This window comes from Blautia sp. XA-2221, from assembly GCF_028767025.1.
GTDB lineage: Bacteria > Bacillota > Clostridia > Lachnospirales > Lachnospiraceae > Blautia_A.
Map to the genome: position 1 here is coordinate 321,036 of NZ_JAJQXX010000001.1, position 24,016 is coordinate 345,051.

The 24,016-nt window shown below is 37.6% G+C and carries 30 protein-coding genes; 27 read left to right on the forward strand and 3 right to left on the reverse strand.

The genetic code is table 11. From position 1 onward, the window contains the following. The first annotated feature begins 139 nt into the window (after positions 1-139). Positions 140-406: a hypothetical protein gene (locus LU279_RS01525; protein WP_274420329.1), complete on the forward strand. Its 267-nt coding sequence runs from the start codon at positions 140-142 to the stop codon at positions 404-406. A 93-nt stretch (positions 407-499) separates the two neighbouring features. Here LU279_RS01525 and LU279_RS01530 read toward each other — a convergent pair whose 3' ends face one another. Further along, complete coding sequence (locus LU279_RS01530) at positions 500-1,675, reverse strand: tyrosine-type recombinase/integrase (RefSeq protein ID WP_274420331.1); 1,176 nt, start codon at positions 1,673-1,675, stop codon at positions 500-502. Next, positions 1,676-2,380 carry a helix-turn-helix domain-containing protein gene (locus LU279_RS01535; RefSeq protein ID WP_274420333.1) on the reverse strand — a complete coding sequence of 235 codons (705 nt, stop codon included), beginning with the start codon at positions 2,378-2,380 and terminating at the stop codon, positions 1,676-1,678. A 203-nt stretch (positions 2,381-2,583) separates the two neighbouring features. Here LU279_RS01535 and LU279_RS01540 point away from each other — a divergent pair, with 203 nt between their 5' ends. The 12 genes from LU279_RS01540 (at position 2,584) to LU279_RS13585 (ending at position 8,951) form a co-directional block, all read left to right on the forward strand. Further along, positions 2,584-2,796 (forward strand): hypothetical protein, encoded by a 213-nt coding sequence (locus LU279_RS01540; RefSeq protein WP_274420335.1) that lies wholly within the window; start codon positions 2,584-2,586, stop codon positions 2,794-2,796. After that, a complete protein-coding gene (locus tag LU279_RS01545; protein WP_274420337.1) occupies positions 2,797-3,009 on the forward strand; it encodes a hypothetical protein in 213 nt (70 codons plus the stop codon). Further along, positions 3,002-3,196, forward strand: coding sequence for a hypothetical protein (locus LU279_RS01550; protein ID WP_274420339.1), 195 nt, complete (start codon positions 3,002-3,004; stop codon positions 3,194-3,196). Before LU279_RS01545 ends, LU279_RS01550 begins: the two co-directional genes overlap by 8 nt. Then, the gene (locus LU279_RS01555; protein ID WP_274420341.1) at positions 3,196-5,412 is read left to right on the forward strand and encodes a VapE domain-containing protein; all 2,217 of its coding nucleotides are present in this window, start codon (positions 3,196-3,198) and stop codon (positions 5,410-5,412) included. Before LU279_RS01550 ends, LU279_RS01555 begins: the two co-directional genes overlap by 1 nt. Positions 5,413-5,733: 321 nt before the next feature. Beyond that, entirely contained in the window at positions 5,734-5,895 is a 162-nt protein-coding gene (locus LU279_RS13580) for an HNH endonuclease (RefSeq protein WP_442870139.1), read from the forward strand. Beyond that, positions 5,892-6,128 (forward strand): hypothetical protein, encoded by a 237-nt coding sequence (locus LU279_RS01560; protein WP_274420342.1) that lies wholly within the window; start codon positions 5,892-5,894, stop codon positions 6,126-6,128. The genes LU279_RS13580 and LU279_RS01560 overlap by 4 nt, the downstream gene beginning before the upstream one ends. Beyond that, complete coding sequence (locus LU279_RS01565) at positions 6,115-6,351, forward strand: hypothetical protein (protein ID WP_274420343.1); 237 nt, start codon at positions 6,115-6,117, stop codon at positions 6,349-6,351. Before LU279_RS01560 ends, LU279_RS01565 begins: the two co-directional genes overlap by 14 nt. Positions 6,352-6,369: 18 nt before the next feature. Then, on the forward strand, positions 6,370-6,966 hold the full coding sequence (locus LU279_RS01570; protein WP_274420346.1) for a hypothetical protein: 597 nt from the start codon (positions 6,370-6,372) through the stop codon (positions 6,964-6,966). A 25-nt stretch (positions 6,967-6,991) separates the two neighbouring features. Continuing rightward, positions 6,992-7,264: a hypothetical protein gene (locus tag LU279_RS01575; RefSeq protein ID WP_274420348.1), complete on the forward strand. Its 273-nt coding sequence runs from the start codon at positions 6,992-6,994 to the stop codon at positions 7,262-7,264. 160 nt (positions 7,265-7,424) lie between these two features. Continuing rightward, entirely contained in the window at positions 7,425-7,787 is a 363-nt protein-coding gene (locus LU279_RS01580; protein WP_274420350.1) for a hypothetical protein, read from the forward strand. Between the two features lie 131 nt (positions 7,788-7,918). After that, positions 7,919-8,563, forward strand: a complete 645-nt coding sequence (locus LU279_RS01585) for a recombinase family protein (RefSeq protein ID WP_274420352.1) — start codon at positions 7,919-7,921, stop codon at positions 8,561-8,563. Between the two features lie 295 nt (positions 8,564-8,858). Then, positions 8,859-8,951, forward strand: a complete 93-nt coding sequence (locus LU279_RS13585; protein WP_442870135.1) for a putative holin-like toxin — start codon at positions 8,859-8,861, stop codon at positions 8,949-8,951. A gap of 181 nt (positions 8,952-9,132) precedes the next feature. Here LU279_RS13585 and LU279_RS01590 read toward each other — a convergent pair whose 3' ends face one another. Then, positions 9,133-9,333, reverse strand: a complete 201-nt coding sequence (locus LU279_RS01590) for a hypothetical protein (protein ID WP_274420355.1) — start codon at positions 9,331-9,333, stop codon at positions 9,133-9,135. A gap of 350 nt (positions 9,334-9,683) precedes the next feature. On the opposite strand from LU279_RS01590, the gene LU279_RS01595 reads away from it, so the two are divergent. The 14 genes from LU279_RS01595 to LU279_RS01660 all read left to right on the forward strand — a co-directional run bounded on the left by LU279_RS01595 (position 9,684) and on the right by LU279_RS01660 (position 23,941). Next, the gene (locus LU279_RS01595) at positions 9,684-10,013 is read left to right on the forward strand and encodes a hypothetical protein (RefSeq protein WP_274420356.1); all 330 of its coding nucleotides are present in this window, start codon (positions 9,684-9,686) and stop codon (positions 10,011-10,013) included. Between the two features lie 187 nt (positions 10,014-10,200). After that, the gene (locus LU279_RS01600; RefSeq protein ID WP_274420358.1) at positions 10,201-10,332 is read left to right on the forward strand and encodes a hypothetical protein; all 132 of its coding nucleotides are present in this window, start codon (positions 10,201-10,203) and stop codon (positions 10,330-10,332) included. Positions 10,333-10,410: 78 nt separating this feature from the next. Further along, complete coding sequence (locus LU279_RS01605; RefSeq protein WP_274420360.1) at positions 10,411-10,860, forward strand: hypothetical protein; 450 nt, start codon at positions 10,411-10,413, stop codon at positions 10,858-10,860. Further along, positions 10,850-10,993, forward strand: a complete 144-nt coding sequence (locus LU279_RS01610) for a hypothetical protein (protein ID WP_274420362.1) — start codon at positions 10,850-10,852, stop codon at positions 10,991-10,993. The genes LU279_RS01605 and LU279_RS01610 overlap by 11 nt, the downstream gene beginning before the upstream one ends. A 430-nt stretch (positions 10,994-11,423) precedes the next feature. Then, on the forward strand, positions 11,424-12,314 hold the full coding sequence (locus LU279_RS01615; protein WP_274420364.1) for a sigma-70 family RNA polymerase sigma factor: 891 nt from the start codon (positions 11,424-11,426) through the stop codon (positions 12,312-12,314). 403 nt (positions 12,315-12,717) lie between these two features. Continuing rightward, a complete protein-coding gene (locus LU279_RS01620; RefSeq protein ID WP_274420366.1) occupies positions 12,718-13,296 on the forward strand; it encodes a type III toxin-antitoxin system ToxN/AbiQ family toxin in 579 nt (192 codons plus the stop codon). Between the two features lie 471 nt (positions 13,297-13,767). After that, entirely contained in the window at positions 13,768-14,682 is a 915-nt protein-coding gene (locus LU279_RS01625; protein WP_274420368.1) for an ATP-binding cassette domain-containing protein, read from the forward strand. Continuing rightward, a complete protein-coding gene (locus LU279_RS01630; protein WP_274420370.1) occupies positions 14,660-15,379 on the forward strand; it encodes a hypothetical protein in 720 nt (239 codons plus the stop codon). Before LU279_RS01625 ends, LU279_RS01630 begins: the two co-directional genes overlap by 23 nt. Before the next feature lie 12 nt (positions 15,380-15,391). Further along, positions 15,392-16,105 carry an ABC transporter permease gene (locus LU279_RS01635; RefSeq protein WP_274420372.1) on the forward strand — a complete coding sequence of 238 codons (714 nt, stop codon included), beginning with the start codon at positions 15,392-15,394 and terminating at the stop codon, positions 16,103-16,105. A gap of 373 nt (positions 16,106-16,478) precedes the next feature. Beyond that, positions 16,479-17,621, forward strand: a complete 1,143-nt coding sequence (locus LU279_RS01640) for a sensor histidine kinase (protein ID WP_274420373.1) — start codon at positions 16,479-16,481, stop codon at positions 17,619-17,621. Beyond that, entirely contained in the window at positions 17,599-18,204 is a 606-nt protein-coding gene (locus LU279_RS01645; protein ID WP_274420375.1) for a response regulator transcription factor, read from the forward strand. Before LU279_RS01640 ends, LU279_RS01645 begins: the two co-directional genes overlap by 23 nt. 580 nt (positions 18,205-18,784) lie before the next feature. After that, positions 18,785-19,975, forward strand: coding sequence for an AraC family transcriptional regulator (locus tag LU279_RS01650; RefSeq protein ID WP_274420377.1), 1,191 nt, complete (start codon positions 18,785-18,787; stop codon positions 19,973-19,975). A gap of 106 nt (positions 19,976-20,081) precedes the next feature. Then, the gene (gene baiCD, locus LU279_RS01655) at positions 20,082-22,001 is read left to right on the forward strand and encodes a bile acid Fe-S flavoenzyme BaiCD (RefSeq protein ID WP_274420379.1); all 1,920 of its coding nucleotides are present in this window, start codon (positions 20,082-20,084) and stop codon (positions 21,999-22,001) included. A gap of 14 nt (positions 22,002-22,015) precedes the next feature. Beyond that, positions 22,016-23,941, forward strand: coding sequence for an FAD-dependent oxidoreductase (locus LU279_RS01660; protein ID WP_274420381.1), 1,926 nt, complete (start codon positions 22,016-22,018; stop codon positions 23,939-23,941). Positions 23,942-24,016: the final 75 nt, after the last annotated feature.

Consider the following 24,016-nt stretch of genomic DNA (forward strand, 5'->3'; position numbering starts at 1 on the left):
TGCAATTTAATTTATTATCCTTTACAATACATCTACAAGGCACAGCGCAGGAGTGAATAGCACAGAACACTACAGTATAAAACAAGACAGCATATATCCTACTGAAACTATTGGCTTTCAGATTATGGAGGTATGTATTATGTCAAAGTATTCATTAAAAACAATCAAAAATAAAGCTCGTGCAGCAGGTTACAGAGTAAGTAAAGGTTTTCAGCATTATTTGTGTAGTGGTGCGGTTTGCAGAGATTGCAATGGAGAACCATATACAGGATATATTGTTGAAGATTTAAGCACAGGCTTTCTTGTTTGGGGATGTTATGATTCCAATTATGACCATCTCTGGACTTTGGAAGATGTTGAAGAATTTATCAAGGGCGAGTATGAAAAAGCCGAGATAAAATATTAACACAGATTGTTATTCTGCATAAGTGCATCAAAAAACCGTTACCCAAAGTAGGAGGGTAGCGGTTTTTTATGTCTGTGTCTTTCTTTGTAACGGTCATATTTTATTTACTGCTTCTAACAGGTTGGCCATATCTACATGAGTATAGACAGAACGTGTGACATTTGCACCTTTATGCCCTACAATTTGCTGAATCAGTCGTTCGTCAACTGCTGCCTCTGTCAATAATGAAATACAGGTGTGACGGGTATCATGCGGCGTGTGATCCATCTGGGCAACATCCATGAGAGGCGTCCAATAGCTGTCGTAATAATTTCTGTATTTGAAGCCTGCTCTGTCCGGTGTAGATAACAGATATTCACAGCCATTCAAATGATACCAATATTCAAAGAACGGATATACCTTTTCTGCAATTGGAACTTTGCGAACTCCGGCAGAAGTTTTAGAGGCCGTTACATCAAACCACCGTTCTATGAGATTTACATTTTCTTTTCTTAGTTCGAGAAGCTCTGATATGCGGACACCTGTATAAATCAGTATGAGAATGACCGTATAATAAATATCCGAGTCTTTGAGTGCCCATAGAGTCTCTATTTCTTCAGAAGTAAAGCGTTCCCGTTTTCTGGCATTTGGATTGCCGAAGTTTGAAAGGTCAATATATTTGGATTTATCCTGCTCCGTCTTTACAATATCGTGCATAATAGCAAATTTATAAAGCTGGCCGACAAGAATTTTATAGTCTTTGAGGGTGGGAGCATTCTTCTCTGAGTTGTCTGCTATAGCCTGCCATTCATCCAGATGCACATTAGTAAAAGGCTTTTCCCATATCGGAACAAGAAGATTAAAGGCGGCTCTGTATTTCTTGATTGTGCCGTCTTTTTTGTTCTCAAAATGCTTTGCAGACCAACGCTCATAAACTTCTCTAACAGTAGTTGTCTCTGGGAGTGCCAGAGGATTTATTTTAAATCTGGCAAGGGCTACAACTGCTTCTTCACGAGTTTCATAATATCCTACGGTTTTTCTAATCTGTTTGGACTTGTATGTGACTGGATCAAGTTCAAAACCGAGTGTTGCAACTGCCCGGAATGGCTTATGTGGTCTGCCGGTATTATAAATACTGCCTGCACCGTTGGCGGCTCTGGACGGGCGTTTTTGACGTTTAGAACGTGGCTTTGATGTGGTAACGGTATTCATTGGATAGCCACAATGCGGACAGGTTGGAGCCTTGTCTGAGACGTTCCCGGAACATTCGGGGCATTTTAGGAGTGCCATTTAATCACCGTCCTTTTTATAATCAGGCAAGAAGAAACCATATTTTTTTCCTATTTTTTGATAATTTTCATATTCTTCTTGAGACATTGTCTCCATTAATATATTGGCAGTAACTGTTGCGGTTTTGTTTTTAAAATCTTTTGACTGTGATTCAAAAACAATATTAAAAAATTTTTTATCAGAATGAACAAAATCAAGAAATTTTTGCAAAGTCTCCATAGATAAAAAACGATTGAATTTATACCCCACTTTATCAGATATGTTTTTCCCTGTTTGGTCAAAACGATTCGGGTAATAGTCATATACGGCTGCAATTACATAATGGATAGAGCTGTTTTCAATCAATAGATTCAAAATGGCTTTTTCTACTTGCGAAAAATCCTGTAATTTTCTAATTGCTATTTCAGATATACCGGCAGTTTTAGATGCAAGTGATAAATCCCCTTTTTCGTAACGAGTCTCCGATATACCTAGCAACCAATCAGTAGTAACGCCAAAAAAATCATGATAAGCTAACAGAATTTCTTTCGTTATTTGAACTTCTGAACTGCCAATTTCTAACTTACCAATTTTCTGCCGGGAAATGTAATATCCTATTTTCTCAAATTCTTTTGATAAATCTTCTTGCGTAAAGTTTTGTTTGTGATTTTTGTCTTTTAAATCCTCTTGATATTCTAATCGCAAGGTTTTGAATTTAGTTTCCATGAATACCCTCCCTTTTTTGAAAAATGCTCTATATACGAACAAAATAATGAAATATCGAAAAATGAACAAAATCTATTATTTTTTCTGCGCATTAAGAATTATGTGCTAAGATGTTCTTGTAACGAACAACAACAAATTTGTTCGATTTCATAATAGCATGTGATTTACCTAAAGTCAACAACAATTCAAGAAAGGAGATAATTGTGAGCAATCAGATGTTATTTAGTGATTTTGACAAGCGTAGAGATGCTGTTAAAGAATATTCAAAAAATAAAAATATTCCTTTGTGGAAAATTGCGGCTGATATGGGGATTAACGATGGAAACTTGAGCCGAAAACTTAGAACACTGTCAGCAGAGCAGGAACAAGATATATATAGCAGGATTGACAGACTGTCAGCAGAGGCAGGTGAGTAGATGAAATTTAAAAAAGCGAATTTAAGTGTGTCTGAGGTAGCAGCGGCAATGCACACTGATCCGCAGACAATACGAGTCATGATCCAAAGCGGAGTAGTCTCATGGGGCAAAGCATGGAAGCATCCGGGCAGCAGGCATTATTCTTACTTGATCAGTCCGCAGGGGTTCTATGAAGCTACGGGCGTTGCTCTAGGAGGTGCTGAAGATGACTAAAGCAGAGAAAAAAGCACTTGAACAGAAACAGAAAATCCTTATGCGCCGTTACAAAAAATATGAAGCTATGCAGAGAGATTTCAGTTATGATACAGATTTCTATAGTTATGCTGAAAGCCAAATGCAGCGGTTGAATGATGAAGCCGAACACATTCGAGGCTTGCTTGAAGGGCGGTGGGATGGATAATGACAGCGCAGGAAGAATATCGAGATACAGAAAGATATATTCGCTCAAAAAGTAAAAAGGTTATTCCATATAAAAACGGTATTCGATATTGTTGCCTATATCATGATGATAAAGCGGAAAGTGCATTTCTGACATTAGAAAATGAAAAGGTTCTTCATTATTGCCATGTGTGCGGAAGTATCTATCACAGATGCAAGAAGGCTGCCGGACTATGGATAGATTATCAATCTTCGCAACAAACAGCGAAGAGAGTATCTAAAAAACAGTATTGGCTTGAAAAATATTCACAGGCACGCTATGACTTTCACAATATCAATACACGAAGGTATACTCATACAAAATACAGGATTGCAGACCAAGACGGCAAGAAACAATTCCCACAAGGTCATTATGACAATAATAATGATTGGATTGACGGTTTAAGTGGAGCAGATACATCCCTATCGGTTTTTTGTAACGGTCGCATTAAACAGCTTCAGCAGGCAATCAAGGAAGGAAGCCTGATCTGCTACGCAGAGGGAGAGAAAGACTGTCTCACTTTATGGAGATATGGTTATATTAGTTTCACTTGTGGAGCGGTGCGAACATTCAAACAGGAGATACTTCCTTATTTAAAAGATTCTAACATCATTGTATTTGGAGACAATGATAATCCAGGGCGTGCGGACGCTGACAGAATTGCCGGACTGATAAATACAGTTGGACATGCAAGAGTCATCATACCACCAGATGTGCCAGAAAAGGGCGATATTACAGATTACATGAGCAATCATACAAAAGAGGATTTACAAAGGCTTATAGCAGAAAATACAGTCGTTACAGATATAGCCGCAGGTGGTCCCATACCTAAAAGCATACCCTTAAATTTAGATGATGTCCGTCAAATGCTGATGTACAAGGTCGAATATGACAAAGACGGGAACGAGAAAAGTAGAAAGCTGATCCAGAGTGTAAAGAATTTTGAGATTGTGCTGGACAATGACAGCAGATTTAAGGGCAAGATAAAATTTGATGAATTTTCTCAACAGACTTATTTAATGGGGAGTGCGCCGTGGGAGACTTCAAGAAACAACTATAGAGCCTGGAGTTCCTTTGATGATTCAGCTTTGTTTGCTATCTTGCAATCAGACTATGGGCTAAACAGTAGAAATGATTATTTTGACGCTCTTAAAAATGTAGCAATGCGAAATAGGTTCCATCCGGTTCGGGATATTCTTAATTCTTTAAAATGGGATGGAAAAAATCACATAAGAAAATTACTTCCTGATTATCTGGGATGTGAAAATACAGAGTATGTATACCAAGTTATGCGTTTATGGATGCTTGGAGCGGTAGCAAGGATTTTTCATCCGGGGTGCAAATTCGATTATACAGTTATTTTTCAAGGCAGGCAGGGGTTGGGAAAGTCAACATTTCTTCAACTTATGGCTTTAAATGACGGATGGTTTAATGATTCTCTTGATAGTTTGGATTCAGATAAAGCAGCACAGTCTCTTATGGGTTCATGGATTATTGAGCTTGCAGAGCTTAAGTCACTTGCAAGGACAGCCGGAGGGGTTGATAGTGTGAAACGGTTTTTGACGGCGACACAAGATAAATATCGAGTTCCTTATGAGCGCAGAGCAGACATTTTTCTTCGACAATCAGTTTTTGCAGGAACCACAAATAAAAGCGACTTTCTACAAGATGAAACCGGAAACCGAAGATTCTTAATTGTTCAAACAGGAGTGCATGAGCCTAAGAAGAATTTGTTTAATCCAGAGGCAATGAACGATATTAAAGCGGCATGGGCTGAGGCAGTTCATATTTATAAAACAGAAAAACCGCCTTTACTGCTGCCAGAGTCGTGCAGAAAACAGGCCGAGGAATTACAGGCGGAGAGCATGAGTGATGATGGCAAGATTGGCATTATTCAAGAATATCTGTCAGACAAACATAGGACATGTGCGATCGAGATATGGCAAAAAGCATTAGGGGAGCAGGGGCGTCCGGCAAAATGGCAAGCGTCAGAAATTAGCAATATTATTCTGAGTCTGCCAGAGTGGGAACGCATACCGAACCCTACAAAATTCGGAGAGTTTGGAAGCCAGAGAGGTTTTCAAAGAAAGACTACAAACACGTTACCAGAAAAAGATTGTAGTGGTAAATCGGGAGATTGTAGCAATGATTTTATGAAGATATCGGAATCGGAGCTTTCAGAATTACCGTTTGACTGAGATTGTAGACGAGAATGTAGCATGATTGTAGGCGGCGCAAACCCTTGATTTTCCTATATATTTTACTATTACTACATTCTCTACAATAAAGTAAAAGAGTTATAGGAAATAATAAGGAAAGAGGAATATACAGTTATATAAAAGTCTTTTGGAATGTAGTTGTAGTTTGTAGCCTTTGTAGAAACGGCTTTTCATTGTAACGGTTTTAGGTTGGAGGTGATTAATAAATTGCAGACTGAATTTTATAAAAAGTATATGCGCTCTAAGGAGTGGGAACAGAAGCGACAGCAGCGGTTAGAAATTGACAATCACAAGTGTGCCATGTGCGATAGACCGGAATCAAAGTGCAAGGATGGATTGCAGATGCATCATATTTCATACCGACATTTAGGTGATGAGGATGTACTTAAAGAAATAGTTTCGCTTTGTCCACGTTGTCACAGATTGATTCATAAGTTCTATAACAGGAGGCAAACAGCGTGAATTTTAAAGAATCAACTTATTGGACATTATACGCAGATATTGTGAATTATCATAGAAAGTTTGTAGATGTCAGAGAAGATGATAATTATTGGCAGCGGGTGGTTGATGAAGCTGGCGTGCTTTTCAAAAAATATGAAAATTTCCCGGAAAGCGAATTTGCAAAGCAGTTGGTACTTAATGTCCTGGACGAGCTGGAGAGGATTTATAGGAGGAATCAGAATGAGAAGAAGTAAAACAATTATGCGACAGATATTTGCGCCAGAGGATTTAAAACAGTTTGAGGGATGGGAGATTAGGAAGATTAACACATCGGATTACAAGCCGGGGATTATTATGCAAAATCCAGATAGTGGAGAAAAGAGAAAGTTATTGTTCAAACCGTCTATATTTAATGGGGAGTATTTAAAGGTGATTCGAGGGAAAGGGGCAACCAATGTTCATAATGGCAACACATAAAAAAGAGGTGATATTGACATGAGAGACAACACTACTTTAACTAAAGAAGGTATAGAGGTATATGAAAACGTAATATTCCGCTTTGCTGACGATTTTATTTGTAACGAACTTCAAATGACAAAGGATAATCCAGATTATCAGAAAATAATAAATAAAAATTTTGTACAGATGATATTTTATATAAGAGAAAACATAGAAAAACCTAGTAATGATGATATACAGTTGTTGGATGGTTTGTTTGATATATTCGTGAAGTTATGTGTTAAATACGGACGCTTACCAACACTAGAGTGTTTTAGTTTTTTGGTTGGTATTAATAGGGCAACTTTTACCGATTGGGCAAATAAAGAGTATAGAGCCACTACTGGACACTCTGAAGCTGTAAAAAGGTGGTTAGATACATGCAAAAGTGTCTTGGTTGATGATTTATCCAACTCGAATACAGCTTCAATAAACAAGATGTTTATTGCTAAAGCAGCTTATCAGATGAGAGAAACAGCCCCATTGGCTGAACCGACAAATAACATAGGCATCCCACAGCAGAGCCGAGAAGAGATTGCGGCCAGACACGCCGGATATATTGGAGCAGCAGAGCCAGAGAAACCAGAATTTTAATTTAAGAAAGAGAGGAAATAAATTTATGATGAATTTTAATTATGATGATATTCAAATTACAGAGGTAAGCAGAAGACTCAATAATGTAGTGGCGTGTAAGATTATAGCCGTTGATTCGAAGTCTGGAATCCGGCTTGAAGTCGCAAAGAACCAGACTATTGAACTAATGCCGAAAGATTTTGAAGTGTTTAAGTATGAGCTCGGAATGTGGGTTGACTGTCAACTTCATAAAATAAATGGACAAGTAGTAGGGTGTAGAAGAATTGGCATGACACCAGAAGCATTTATACCACAATAAATGCTGAATAATAAGGCGGTTGGAATCTTTTAAATTAAAGATAGAGTAATGATATTTCAAGGTTCTAGCCGCTTTAATGGCTTACACGATACTTTTGTTGTAACGGTTGTTATTAGTGAAAATAACGTGAAAATAAACACGTAGAGAAAGGATTGAGCAAATGACATTTAATGAAGCTTTGAATAAATTATCAAATAAATATGAAAAGTATGGATTTAGCAAAGAGATGTTATCAGAGCAGTTACAAGATGGAGTTATGAATCAGGGATTTTCTTTAAATATGACATATAACGGTTTGCGGATGGCGCTAGGAAGTGCAACCGGGCAAGAAGAATTATTTTCTGTTGATGATGTAGTAGAAATATCTGGATTATCTAGGGATGAGGTGTTGCAGGAGATAGAGAAGGCAAGAAATGAACTTGTAGCAGCAGGAGAAAACCCGGACGATTATTTTAAACCTGTTGAGCCTAAGAATAAATCTGTTTTCTATTTTCCGGGTGGACTGTCTGATCTTACTTCCTAGAATGGTCTGTAAATGTATAGTTTTTTTAACTTTTAAGATTGACTTTCTGATGTGTTTGTAATACACTATTTTTATATATTTAAAGACGTTTGAATAAAAATAGATATTTCCATACACAGGAGGAAAAGAACATGAAGAAAGTTGGATATATAAGAGTATCAACCAACGGACAGAACCTTGCAAGGCAGAAAGCCGCATTGTTAAAATATTTACCAGAAGATATGATAGTCTCTGATAAAAAGTCTGGTAAGGATTTTGAAAGGGAAGGATATAGCAGCTTGAAAAATGGAATAGGGAAATTAGTAAAAGGTGATGAACTTTATATTACAAGCCTTGATAGATTGGGACGTAATAAAGAGGAAACATTAAAAGAACTACAATACTATAAAGATAATGGTATTCGCTTAAAGGTGCTGGATATTCCAACTACTATGATAGACATAGGCGAAACAGAAAGCCAATCATGGATAATTGAGATGATAAATAATATTCTGATTGAGGTATTAACGTCATTAGCAGAACAGGAGCGCAAGACCATAAAGGAAAGGCAGGCGGAGGGAATAAAGCAGATGCCGATCAATCCAAAGACTGGAAAGCGCAGAAGTCTAAAGACAGGACGTGATGTAGGCAGACCGAGAGCTACGTTTCCGGATAATTGGGATAGTGTTTATACATCATGGAGAGCCGGGGACATTACAGCAGTACAAGCCATGAAAGATACAGGGTTAACGAAACCAACATTTTATAGCTTGGTTAGGAGATATGAAAGTAAATAATTTTAATAATTAGGATGGTGCATTGTGTACCGTCCTTTTTGTATGCCCTTATGGCAGCAGGAGATAGGGCGGCTAGGGGTCTAATATAGGTAAACGGATAGATGATGTAACACCCGGAATCACTCAAAAGATTTAAAAAGGCTCTTTTAAAAAATTCGCTGAAAACAAAAAAGGTTTGTCTGATATAAAAATATGTGGTATATTGTCGATATGGGAAACCAGAGCACATAAAGGCGGCCTACCCTCTGTTTTAAATGGAGGGGCTAACCCTCCAGACGAAAGGAGGGCGATGCCAATGTATATTACATATTCTGACGCAATTCAGATTGGTATATTCATTGTCGCTCTTGTGGGATTGTGTTATACGATCTTCAAGGGAAAGAAATAGCCGCCACTATTCGCAGTAGTGACGGCTGGCTTCATATGAGGTAAGTTGCGTATTGTCGGGTAGGCCGTGTGTCTCTGGCTTTCCCTTTTCTATTCTCAATATAGCACATCTGACAGCAGGACGCAAGCAAAAATTCCGTTACCAGAATAGACGTGTTGATTTTATACGGTTTTTGTAACGGTTATTTGTTAGAATCCCGTTCCATGGTCTCATCTATTGCCCGATTAATAAAAGCAGTCGCACTTTCGCCCATACTGGCAGCGTGTTCCTGTACGGTGGTGCGCTTGTCGGCGGTCATTCTGACTTTAATTTCAACAAAATTTTCCATATATTTTTTTTGCGCTCTGATTTGTGCCTCGGTCTTAGTCTTTTTTTCCGGCATATTCATACCTTCTTTCTTTTTAAAGTAAATTGGGGCGTTAAAAAATAAATACAACTTTTCCATTATGAATATATTATAGCACACTTTTCAATCTACGACCAGATATAAAATATACAAATCTACGACTAGATATTTGTATGGTTTGCCTATTGATATCTACGACTAGATACAATATAATAAGACCATAAGATAAAACAAAGGAACAAGCGAAGGTGGACGGGAGTACCGAAAGGGAAAGCAAGAGTACAACGTAACACCGGGAAACAGGATAAGAGAGATTGAGAAGCCGCAAAAGCCGCTAGATGTTTAAAGCCTGCCGGGGCTTGTTCCAATACAAAGGAGGTCATAAGATGAAGTACAATTTAAGCCTGATAATGAAAAAGGCATGGAAGATTTTCCGTAAAGTACAGGTTACATTTGCAGAAGCACTTCACAGATCATGGTTATCTGTCAAGGCTGAGGAAATCAACCAGAAACGCATTGAGAGAGCCAGATCAGCAGCAGGCGTTACAGAAGAGGTAAATACTTGGAGCGGTTGGAAGGCTTTAGGTTATGAAGTAGTCCACGGATGCAAAGCATTATTCGGAGCAGAGTTAATCTGGGGAAGCAAAGGGGACGGAGTCATATATAAAGCCCGGTTCTTTGGGCGGTCACAGGTGCAGGAGGTGGCTATAGCGTGAGATACCGCATTGAATACGCTGACGGGCGTTGTTGTAACTATGCAAATAGCAGCAAAGACTTGATAGTGTGGTTGAAGTTGCTGAAAGACGAAACTATAACAGATATACGAAAAGTCTATAAATCCGGCGTTTCTGATTCTGTTATGGAGATATACGGAAAATACATACGATAAGGAGAAAGCGAGTTATGCAAAAGTGTATTTGTATTCCTATGGAACAATATGAGTTAATGTTGGCTACTTACGATAAAGTAGTTGAAGAACTGGAATCCATGAAAAAAGCCCTTGAAGAGTTGGCAGACTCAACAAAGGCAGAGTAACCCGGACACCTACACAATAGCCGGATTTGCATTGATTATACGGTTTATCCGGCAGAAAATCAAGGAGGATTTAAGATAATGCACAATGAAACTTCTTTAGCTAGCGAGATTATTAAAGATATTCTGAATGAAAAAAGTACAATTTTGATGGAACTGGAGTGTTTAGATGTTGATTTTGACAAAGCGGCGTTTGTGCTTACTGGGGTTCAAGAAACTATGGAATCTATGCAGGAGCCGAAAACTTTAGATGATGGACTGGTGCAGTATTTCAATATACAAAGTTCGCTTGTATATTTAAGCGTTGTTTTTGACTATATCAAACATATTCAGACGGCTATCTATGACATGAGTATTCGAGAGAGAAAAAAAGACAAGGAAATTCGAGAGGAAGGGGGAAATGATAAAGATTATAAAAAGCTGGCGGTTGAAATGATTCAGAATATGGATAATGAGGATTGTCTTTTCAAGATTTATCATTACATATTGGCAAAGCATAGACGGGAGGAAAAACCGGAAAATGGACAATAAAAAGCGTATTCAAGAAATGCTGGACAAAATTACAGATGAAAAAGCCCTTGAAATTATCAGGGACTTTGTGTTGGTTCCTTATATTAGAGAGAATGAGGGAAAAGAAAATGGATTACAAGAAAATGATTGTTGAATTACTGGACAAGGTGCAAAGCGAATATGCATTAAAGCGAGTTTATAAGCTATTGGAATATTTGTATTTAAGGGAGGGATAACAAACAACAGTACAGCTGGGGCATGGTGCATTTTAAACGGTTCAATTCCGTTTCCCGGTATCGGCTGAAATGCCGAAATAAGGGTCAATATAGTAGGCGTACATGGTGCTTGAAGCTGTTCGATTCAGCTTTACGCCTATATCGCTCATTAGAACATGAGTAAAGGTATAATAAAAGGGTGGAGATCATGGAAGAGAAAAGATAAGATTACAGAGATTTAAAGAATGAGCGGCCATTGTGCCGCTTTTTCTGCTATAATGAAGAAAAGGGAAGCCCTGCTGCCATATGCTAAGACTTCCCATCACGATACATCTACCTATATTATATGGGAAGGTGGATGTTAATGCAATGAGTAACGAGGAACTTGTTGAGCAGATTAAAAACGGTTATCATGTAACGGAAAATATGCAGGTACTTTATGAAAATAATCTTCCTTTAATCAAGAAGTTCATAAAGCCATATGCATATTATGAACCGGAGGAAGATTTATTACAGGAGACATATTTCGGATTGTGGGAGGCAGTCCGACATTATGAGCGCTCTGAGAATGTTTTGTTTATGACCTACGCCCAGTATTGGGTTAAGCAGAGTGTTCAGCGATATTTGGAGAATAGCGGCTCTATACTGCGAATATCAAGTGCATACAGGCAGAAAATAGCACGTTACAAGAAAAACGTACAGGAGTTTGAACAGACATACGGACGCACGCCTACGGATGAGGAAATAGCGGATTATAGCCTGTTGCCTTTATCTGAGATACAGAAGATTAAAATACATATGCAGGAAATTGTTAGTCTGGATGCTCCAATAAAGGCAGATGAAGAATTGTCACTTGCTGATACTGTATCGGATGATTTCAGCCTTGAAGATGATACAGTTGATAAAATATTCAATGAATACCGGAAGAGCGAATTATGGGGCATAGTAGAACGTTATACAGACAATCAACAGGAACGGATTATTAGAAGGTATTATAAAGAGGGTAAGACATTATCCGAGATTGCCAGAGAGTCCGGGATTAGCTTAGAGCGTGTACGTCAGTACCGGGAAGCAGGACTTAGACAACTCAGAAATCGTAAATCATTACGAGAAATCAGAGAGAAATGCGAGATTGCAGAAGCGTCAATATATCGATCTGGATTTAGCGGATTTAAGAAGCATGGAGATTCGATAGTTGAACATATCGCATTGCAACGGGCAGAGTTGGAACAGAGGTATAAAAAGGCTATGAGTGTTTGAAAATAGATAAAAATAGAAATGCGTAACACGGCTATAGCACTCAAAGACTATGAAAAGTGCTTAAATACGTTGTTATAAGTTCACTAAACGATAATCAAACGTTTCGGGATATACAATTTCAAAAGATTTTACAACTCCTCAGGACTTTGGTTCTGGGGAGTTTTTTTGGAAAACGAATTGCTATTTTTAGAAAAAAAGTATATACTATTTATAGATAGGAAATCTATCTTCGGGAGAGTTCCTGCCATATAAGTGGAAGATTTTAAACTCGGGAGAGTTCCTGCCATATAAGTGGAAAATTTTAAACTCGGGAGAGCTCCTGCCATATAAGTGGAGAATTTTAAACTCAAGAGGGAGCGTTAGCTCCCTTATTTTCTCTATAAGAAAAATGAAGGAGATGCGAATGGAAGAATTCAAACTATATAGTGTTTCTGATGAGTATGTGGAATGGCTTCGTAAGGATTTTCCAAACGTATATTCCAATAAAATTAATTCTAGAACACATACAAGAAAATATTTGGGAGTAGTTTTACAGATTGGACAATATAATTATTATGTGCCAATGTCTTCGCCAAAGGATTCGGATTATCAAATAGCTGGAGCTGTTAAAGTAATAAAGAAGAGTATTGTACCTATTATTCGAATAGTTGTAAAAAATTCTGCTGGTGAAAAAGAGTTAAAAGGAACATTAAGAATTAGCCACATGATTCCAGTTCCGGAATCAGAACTTGAATTATATGATTTGGAAAATGAATCAGACGATACATATAAAGATCTTGTACAGAATGAGATGATTTTTATCCGTAAGAGTCGCAAAAAGATTGCTTCTAATGCAAAATTGCTATATAAGCAGAAAGCGACAAATGATACAACAGCGGGATACGTGAAGTCAGCGTTGGATTATCAGGCGTTAGAGGTGCTATGTGATTTGTTTAAGGAATATAAGATGAACGCAGATGTTTATCGTAATTCCAAAGTGTAAAGGCAGTAGTTTCGAGGTGTTCTGAGGAGTAATGAGAAGCCCTGCGTTTGTAACGTGTTTGCAACACCATATTCCAAGAATCCAGTAAAATCAAGCCTTCTCAGTTCTCTAAACGATAATCAAACGTTTCGGGATATACAATTTCAAAAGATTTTACAACTCCTCAGGACTTTGGTTCTGGGGAGTTTTTTTATGAAAAAATATTGGCTTTTTTTATTGTGGTGATGAGGAAAATGTACACCGCATTTGTACGAAAAGACATTTGACAACCATTCATCAAAGTGAAGTTTTCAGATTGAATCTTGTTCCATACAGATTTTGCAAAAGTTATATTATAAATAGATAGTTTGAATATGTGCCATTTTTACTCATGTAAAAGGGCTCATTTTTTTATAATATTATTACCATCCAGGGATTACTTGTATAACGAGTATGAACGAGAATAAAATTTGTGTTGATTGGGAGGTCCACATGGATATTGTATTGGAAAATGTATGCAAACAATATGGAAAGAAAAAAATTATCGATCATCTCAACCTTCATATTCCTTCAGGAAAAATTTATGGGTTTATTGGGTTGAATGGCGCGGGGAAAACAACTACTATGAAAATGCTAACCGGTTTAACCCCGGTATCCTCTGGAACAATAAAATTTTCAGGGAAAACATTACAGGAAATCAGAAAGGATTATCGTGCATTTGGCGCTTTTATCAGTTCTCCCAGTTATTATAAAAATCTAACGGCATATGAGAATTTAGCAATGATTCAAAAGGTATTGGAGCAGCCCGTGTCAGAAGTGGACAGAGTGCTGGATATAGTCGGACTGAGCAATAGTAAGCAAAAAAGAGTCAGTGAGTTTTCTTTTGGAATGAAGCAGAGATTAGGACTTGCATTTGCTTTTTTGAATAATCCAGAGGTATTGATTTTGGATGAGCCTACGAATGGTTTAGATCCGGAAGGGATTGTAGAAATCAGAAATTTATTATATGATTTATCTAAAATAGAGGGAAAGACCATTTTTATTTCCAGCCATAATATTGCGGAGTTAGAACAAATTTCCGATGTTATTGGCATCATACAAAAAGGGAAAATGGTGTTTCAGGGATCTTTGGAAACATTATACAATGAATCAGGGTTAAGTTATTGTGTGGAAGTAGATGATGAGAAAAAAATGAAGCAATTTTTAGAAGAAGCACAGCTCTCATTTGAGGTAGAACGCAATCTTTTTGAAGTAACAATCTCCAAAAAAGACATACCGGATATGCTATGGGAATTACAAAGAAGAAAGATATCTGTTTACGAAATAGCGGCCAACAGAAACTTGGAAAAGATATTTTTAAAAATAGCGAGAGGGGTGGATGCTAATGCTACGGGCAATGCAAGGTGAGTTTCGCAGAGCGAAGAAAAATACAACGCTGCATTTGTGTTTGAGCATCTTGATTTGTATGCAGATTATATTTACAGTGATAGAGATCGAATTTTTTACAGGAAGTGTTAATGGAGTTACTGATCCGTATCTGCTGAAGCTTTTGTGGTTTACCAATACTTCTACCTTATTCTCAATATTATTTTCGATTGTTCTTGATTATCATGTTTTATCAAAAGAGTATCATGATCACACATGGGAGTTACTTTTGCTGACAATGAAAAATAAATACAAAGTCATTTTTGCCAAGTTTTTTGTTGTGAGCATTGTTCAGGGAATCTCTCAGCTGTTATCCTGTATATTATTTGGGACAGTGCTCCATTGTTATTATGGCCTGCAAAATAATATAGCTTTGTCATTTCCGTTTTTTCTTATGTCATGTTTTGGAAACTTTTTTGTCAGTGCCTGTGTGTTTGGGATTTTTTTGATGGTCGAAAATGGAATGTTAGCTATTCTGTGCTCTATACCGTTACTGTTACTGCCTGTCTTTTTTCAGGAATGGATTTCTTTCGGAAAATATATTCCGTTTATGGCAGTTGGATATTTTTTAAATATAAGTATGAATATGGATCTTTTTACCAATATACTTCTCTGTCTGTATAATGTTATTTGTGGTGGGATTCTTGTATGGATTGCCGGTAAGTTTTTTCATTTATAAATGGGAGGCTCTATGATTCATTTATTCAAAGCAGAATTTTTAAAATTTAAGGCGAACAGACTCCTGCATGGTATTTTATTCGTGTGTATGGGAAATGTGCTGCTTCAATCGTATTTTGCCTGGAAAGAGTCCGGGATTCCATCGACGGCGGTATGGATCACAGGACTAGATTTATTCGTTTCAGTTGTGCTGCCAATCATGATTCCGATTTTTGTTACTTTTTCCTGTTATGTGGACCAGGAAAATCATGGAATTAAATTATTTACGCTAAAAGGGATTTCCGGAAAGAAACTTTTTTACTCAAAATGGATATTTTGCATATGGATTATGAATTTTTATTTTTTTCTGGGATTTTTTATCACAATCCCATTTATGCTTTTCAGGGGAGTTGGTATATTCAAGGTGATATTGATAGCTGCTCCATATATACTTAGCAGTAGCGCAGTGATTGTTTTGTTGATCAATATTTCATTTTTGCTTAATGTCATATCAAAAAGTTACCTGATCCCGCCTGTCATTGGTTTGATCGGGGTGATTATGGGGAGCTTTAATGTGGGAAAATGGCTGTCACAGTGGAATCCGTTTTCTTATCTGAGTCGTTTGCTATTTCTAAAAGCAATGAGCAGAGCAGACTTGCTCATAATTTTATCAATGGTTCTACTAAGCTTTTATTTATTAAAAATATCAGAAAAATTATACGTCAGGAATTTAGATTATGAGGAATAAACGCTTTTTTAAAATTTTCTTACTGTATCAAGTACTCTCTTTTGTTTTTTTTATCTGGGCAGTTCGTAATATAGATTTTTTCTTTGAAGAGAGTAATTTCGTATATATAAGCTTATATGCAGGGTTTAAAGCGAGTGAAATTATTTTTCTGAAGAGTTTGCACAGTGTTTCTGATCTTGGAAAAAATATTCTATTAATGTTTTTTCTGTGTGAAGGACATCTGTTGTATCTGATGACGTTTAAGGATCGGTTTCTGTTTATCGGATATTTGATAGCAATTGTAATCTTGCAAAAATTTGTGAAAATATGCATTCAGTTATTTTGTCAGGAGGAAATTGATAAAAAATTAGATACGATATATAGGATATATGTTTTGGCAGGAATCCTGGCCGCTTTTGCAGTATTTAAAATTCATATCATACCTGTTATTTTTAATTTGTACATTTTGATATCGCTGCTTGTGATTGTCAGCTGTATGATGATGTTTGCAAAAAAAATCGTGTTTATTTTCAAAGGAAATTATACCTTCCTGATTTTTTTGAGCATGGGATTATTTGTTGTCAATATGGCGATTCCCATATGGGGATGGATTCATTATGATTTGTTTTCTGTGGGATGGATCGTGATTTTGTTCAATATTCTGCTTACTTTGTCAGGAGTATTGTTTTTCCGCAACAAACAGGTAAAAAGAGATATCAATGTGTTATTAAGTATTGTGTTGTTACTTTTGGTAACGGTTATTGTTTTTCTTCTGATATTAAAAATATCCATGATGCATTTCTTGATTTATGGAACAATCTTTTTTGAAATGCTTTATATTTTCAGCATCATTTTTCAATTATATGAAGGGAATACTTCAAAAGCAAAGATGCTTGGACTGGGAATTGCTCAGATTCTCAGAGAAGAAAAAATCTATAAAGAATTTTCCAATTTTTTACATGATGACGTTCTTCAGGATCTGAATGCGGTCAATCAGTTACTGCAATTAAACGATCAGGAAGAAGCGAAGGGGATTATGGAAAAAACAATTCAGCATTTGAACCAACGGATTCGAGAGAAGATGAACCAATATGATCCTAAGCTGGTAACATCCTGCTCCTTATATGAGAATTATTATTTGCTATTGAATATGATCAAGGCGAAATATCCGGGGCAGGACATTTTTTGTAGCTTGGATATGAGCAGAGATACTGTATTAATTGCTCCATATGACACGATTGTATATCGTTGGATAAGAGAAATTGTAAATAATGCATTTAAATACTCAAAAGCAAAAAATGTAGAAATAGTTCTGAAAAATCAAGCAGGACAGGTGGAGCTGATTCTGAAAGATGATGGGATTTTTTTGATGGGATCAGACTGGAAAAAAGGAAAAGGGCTGGAAACAATTGAAAATCAAGTGGAATCGCTGAATGGAACAATCTGTTTTTCAGAAAATGTTCCATCTGGTCTGGTCATTCATATTGCGTTTCAAATGAAGGGAGAGGATACGATTGAATCTTTTGTTAATCGATGATCATTGTTTATTTGCAGAAAGTTTATCTTTGACTTTGAAACAATCGATGAAAATTGATTGCCTGAAAATTGCAGGAAGCGAAAAAGAATATGGCGAATTTGTGCATCGCTGGGGAATTGATTTTTTTGATATTATCTTGTTAGACGTTAATCTGAGCAATGGTTTTTCTGTTGATGGATTTGAATTAGCGAAAAGAATACTGGCAGATGTACCCAAAGCCAAAATTCTTTTACTGACAGGATATGATCTTCCGGTATATCAATATGAAGCGAAGAAAATTGGAATAAAAGGATTTGCCAATAAAAATATTGATGCACGTTCTTTAACAAAGATTATTGAAAAAATTTATAATGGCGAAGAATATTTTTCACAGACATTGGTATTTGTTGATGTATTGACTGAGCGCGAAAAAGAAATTCTTTCTTTCCTGGGACAAGGAATGAAGAGAAAAGAAATTACAAGTATTCTATACATATCTGAAAGAACGTTGACAAATCATATTCAGAATATATTAGAGAAACTGGAGGTTGATTCGACAATAAAAGCAATTATAAAAGCTCAAAAATTGGGGTATATCAGATGATCAGATGAATGATTGATTCGTTGTTGAAAAAGTGAAAGGAGCATCAAAATGAAATTGCTAAAAATAATTTTTTTCCTGATAGGAGTTTTTTTTCTTGCAAGTGCTGTTTATGGGTATATTTCTACAAAATCCTTGTATCTTGCAGACGTATTATTGGGTTTGACTTCTTTTCTTATTTTTGTAGTTCTTATTTTAAAAAAGAAGGCGAACTGAAAGTAGAATTTTAAATGATTCTGATTTATAGTAAGTAAAAGGCTTAAATGTACATTATATAAGGATTTATAACACCACATTCCAAGAATCCAGTAAATCAAGCCTTCCAAGTTACCTAAACGATAATCAAACGTTTCGGGACGTACAATTTCAAAAGATTTTACAACTCCTCAGGACTTTGGTTCTGGGGAGTTTTTTGTATGTATTTTGACACAGGATAATGGTATACTCTATGATATCCAAGATAAAAATGGCAGAAGAACGACATTAAAACAGAAATTATTTATATTTCCCAGAAGCAGCAAAGCTGATCTTGGGTATGTCGATTTTTATTATAAATGCCGGGTTGTTGTAATGAGGTGGAAGAATGTGGTATCAAAAGGATTGGTTTACCGGAAGTGATTATTATAATTTAAAAGAAAAACAGATTCATGTAGAGGAACTTGAAATAAAGAAAAACGTCGAGCAGAAATTTCATGAAATGACAGAAATTTATTATGTTAAAAATGGAGATGCAGATATCCGTATCAACGGAGAAAAATATCAGATCCAGGAGGGAAGTTTTTTCTGCCTTTATATGCATCATTTTTATCAAATTGAACATATTAGAAAACCTTTGCAGTGTGTAAAGGTTTCTTTTCATATAGGATTATTTATGCTGTTGTGTTTTGAACAACATAAGGCAAATGAAAATGAGATGTTAATTTATGGGGTTCCTCCGTTGTTTACTCTGACTCCAAAAGAAAAACAAAGAGTTCTTCGGATTTTAGATGACCTGTTGGTAGAAGAACAAGAAGAAAAATTTTTGCTGCACAATATGAACATTTACCTTGCCATGCAGCTTCATGCACTGTATTGCAGATATGCTATGGAAAGGAAGAAAAAAGATAATTCGGAAAAGGATCAGGTGTGGGACATTATCCACAGAGTGGTACTGGATACAAGTAAAACCGTACCTCTGGAAGAGTATGCAAAAGCTGTGGGAATGACTGCAGTTACATTAAATCGTAAAATTGTAAAACGATGTGGTTATACTTTTTTTCAGCTTCAGAAAATGGGAAAAGTATTTAATGCCTGTGCGCTGCTGCATTTTCCGGATCTGAATATTCAATACATCAGTGATTACCTTGGATTTACTAATGTTGAAGATTTTTACAGAGTATTTAAACGCTACATGAATGTAAGTGTGAGAGAGTATCAGACAAAAAATATCAGAAACGGTGTGCAAATGCATTCGGAAGAAGAGGCTCTGCAGATTTTAATTTATCTTATACTTAATTTTCATCATCATTTCCAGATGAAAGAAATGGAAACAGAGCTGAAGAAAAATTCATATTTGATTGAGAGAAGGACAAAAGAAGCTTTTGGAGGCAGTGTTTCGGAATTGCTGGAGGAAATTCGGATTCATATGGCCTGCAGTTATCTTGTTGCTACAGACCGGACTGTTACACAGATTAGCAGTGACGTAGGCTTTGGAAGTATTTCTTCTTTTCAGCGTAGTTTCTTTAAATATATGAATCAGACGCCAAGTCAATTCAGAACATATATAAAAAAGTAAATAATTGATAATGATTATAGGAAATATGAATATCAATTTTGACCCTTAAGACTTATAATTAAAAGCAAAATACCGAATAAAATCAAAATCAGGAGGTAACAGGAAAATGTTTGAACATGTATTTTCTCCAATCAAAATTCGTGATATGGAGCTGAAAAACAGAATTATCATGCCGGCTATGGGGACCAGAATGGCGGATGAAAACGGCGCTGTAACAGATAAACTGATCGCTTATCATGCAGCCAGAGCAAAAGGCGGATGTGCGCTGAATATTGTGGAAGTGGCAGCTGTACATACTCCAAGTGCACCGGCTCATTTTGTGTCTATTAGTGAGGATCACCTGATCGAAGGGCATAAAAAGCTGACAGACGCAATCCATGAAAATGGTGGAAAAGCAGGCGTTCAGCTCTGGCAGGGCTCTATTGCGGCAAGGATGGATCCAAAAGCGCAGATACTGGTTGTTTCTGATATGAATTTTGGCAATTATACAATTAAGGCAATTACAAAAGAACAGATCCAGGAAGTGGTTGCATGTTACGGAAAAGCTGCTGCAAGAGCAGTAGAGGCCGGATATGACTGTCTGGAATTTCATCTTGCGCACAACTATCTGCCGCATTCATTCCTGAGCGCCGGATTTAACCACAGAGAGGATGAATATGGCGGAAGCTTTGAAAACAGATGCAGATTTCCATTAGAAGTAATTGATGAAATCCGCAGAAATATGCCGGAAGGAATGCCATTATTTATTCGTATCGATGCTCAGGATGATATGCTGGAAAATGGTCTTACTATTGAAGAGGTTATTCGTTTCTGTAAGATCGCAAAAGAACATGGTGTTGATGTTCTGGATGTGTCACGTGGTAATATTATCACAGCGGCATCTTTGTATGAGGTTCCTCCGATCGATGTACCAAATGGATTTAACATCGATAATGCAGCAAGAATTCGAAAAGAAACAGGAATGCTGACTGTTGGAGTAGGAAGAATCAATACAGCAGCTTTGGCAGAAGATATTTTATCTCAGGATAAAGTGGATATGATCGCAATGGGAAGAGCCCAGCTGGCAGATCCGGAATTTGCTGATAAAGCATGTGAAGGACACGTTGATGAAATTGTGCATTGTGTTGGATGTAATCAGGGATGTTATGATGGATTTACTGACATTGTAAACCGTCCTCATATTACCTGTCTGAGAAATCCGATGATCGGCCATGAGGCAGAGTATGTTCTGGATAAAGCAGAAAAATCAAAGAAAGTGTGGATCATCGGCGGAGGCGTTGCAGGAATGGAGGCTGCAAAGATTCTGCACGAAAGAGGACATGAAGTTACATTATTTGAAGCTACGGATACATTGGGCGGAGAATTCCTTCTTGCAGGCGAAGCGCCGGGGAAAGCTGAGATGAAATCAGCAGCGCTTGAGATGGCAAAACAGACAGAAAAACTTGTCACTGTTCATAAGAATACCAAAGTAGATGCACAGATGTTAAAAGAAGCAGACGTAGATGCTGTTATTCTGGCAATTGGTTCTTCTCCGATTAAAATCAAGCTGGAAGGAATGGATAAATTACAGCATGTTTCTGCTACAGAAGTACTGAGACAGGAGGTTTCTCCAAAGGGAAAAGTGGCAGTGATCGGCGGAGGTCTGGTAGGACTTGAAACAGCGGACAGACTTGCAACAGACGGCTGTGATGTAACGATCCTGGAAATGAAGGATGCAATTGGAAGCGATCTTGGAAGTCTTCGTAAAATTGCCGTTATGATGAAAATGCAGCAGCTGCAGGTAAAAATGCTTCCAAACAGTAAGGTGTGCAAATTTACAGAGGAAGGGATCATGTTAGAAGACGGTACTCTGATCCCATGTGACTGCGCAGTATTTGCAGTTGGATTTTCTGCAAATGATTCTCATTCACTGGTGGAAGAATGTGAAAAGAGACAGATTCCATGTCATGTAATCGGAGATGCAAAATCTGCCAGACGCGCACTGGATGCAATTGCAGAAGGATTTGAAGTAGCAAGAACAATGTAGGAGGATCAAGCTGTATGAGAACCATGTTTACACCGCTTAAGATTGCGGGTATGGAAGTAAAAAACAGAACTTTTATGGCTCCGATGTCATTGGGATACGAAAGCCAGGATGGTACTGTAAATGAGAAGATGGAAGCCTATTGGTTAAGACGTGCAAAGGGCGGAGTAGGATGTATCATTGTAGATGCTACAAGCGTTGACCCCAATGTTCCATACCTTGGTAATACACTTTGCTTCCGAAATGAGGAGAGCACCAGAAAATACAAAAGTTTTACAGACCGGATCCATGAGTATGGCTGTAAGATCATTCCACAGATCACACACCCGGGTCCGGAAAGTGTCAGTGCTTTTTATGGAGTTGCGCCGCTGGCAAGCAGCGCGTACCCGAACGCTATGGGACAGATGACCAGGGAACTGGCAAAACAGGAATTACCGGGTATTATTGATCTTTATGCAAAAGCAAGTAAAAATGCAAAAGATGCCGGGTTTGATGGAATTGAACTGCACTGTGCTCATGCATATATGTTACTGGGATCATTTTTATCACCGTTACGCAATAAACGTACAGATGAATATGGCGGAAGTCTGTTAAACCGTGCCCGTTTGTTGTTTGAGGTTCTGGATGCGATCAAAGAAAAATGCGGAAAAGATTTTCCGATCATCTTAAGAATGTCCGGAAGTGAAAGAGATCCACAGGGAAATACGGTAGAGGATATGAAGCGCTTGATCCCCTATCTGGAAAAACATGGAGTTGACTGCTTCGAGATCAGCGGCGGAACACAGTATGAGCGCTGTAATAAGATTATCCCATGTCACGGAGAAGAAGAATTTATCAACTTAAAAGAAGCGCGTGCGCTTAAAGAAGTAGCAACAAAGCCGGTGATCACTGTTGGAAAGATTTTGGATGCACAGCTGGCAGAAGATATCCTTGAAGCAGATGAAGTGGACGGTGTTGTACTTGGACGTGCTCTTTTGGCAGATCCGGATTTCGTAGAAAAAGCAGAAGAAAAACGCTACGACGAAATTGCTCCCTGTGCAGCCTGTGGAGTTGGATGTGTAGGAGAGCAGACAAAGAGACGTCCTGCATCCTGTGTTATCAATCCACTGGCAGGACGAGAGCTGGAATTTGAAGAAAAAACCGCATCGGAAGCAAAAAGCATTGTGGTTGTCGGAGCGGGGATCGGAGGACTTGCAGCAGCTAGAATCCTTGCAAAGCGCGGACATCATGTAACCGTATTTGAAAAAGAGAAAAAAGCAGGCGGTCAGCTGAATCTGGCATGCAGAGCTCCATTTAAACAGGAAATTTCAAAATGGATCATATATCTTTTACAGGAATGTAACAGATATGGAGTGGAAATACACTACGATACAGAAGCCAATTCAGAGGTGATCAAGTCGGAGAATCCTGATATTGTGATCCTTGCAACCGGCGCCGAGCCGATCGTGCTTCCGGTAGAAGGCAGGGAAACGATGATCCAGGCCAATGATATATTAAGCGGAAAAGTTCCGGTTTCCGGTGGAAAAGTGGCAGTTATCGGAGGTGGAATGGTTGGAATTGAGACAGCGGAATATATACTCCATCATAGCAGAGGCGCAGCAGGCGTAACTCTTATTGAGATGGCAGATTGCGTTGGTCAGGGAATGGTGCCAAATAATCTGGTTCCAACTATGGTGCGTCTGAAACAGGATCGTGTGCAGATGATAACCGGAGCAAAGGTAAAGAAGGTAGATTCAGGAACGATTACTGTAGATACAAAGCAGGGCGAAATGGAATATCCGGGATTTACCCATGTAGTATGTGCGGTTGGTTCCAAAGCATGGAATCCACTGTATGAAGAAATAAAAGATACATTCGAAACATATGCCATTGGAGATGCAAAAGAAGTTGCACAGGCACTTGAAGCAGTGCGTGCCGCATATGAATTAGGATATCAGTTGTAATGATCGGGGAGGCGGCAGCAGTCGTCTCCTTTTAATATATTTTCCTTATAAATTCCTTATAATTATCTTTTATCC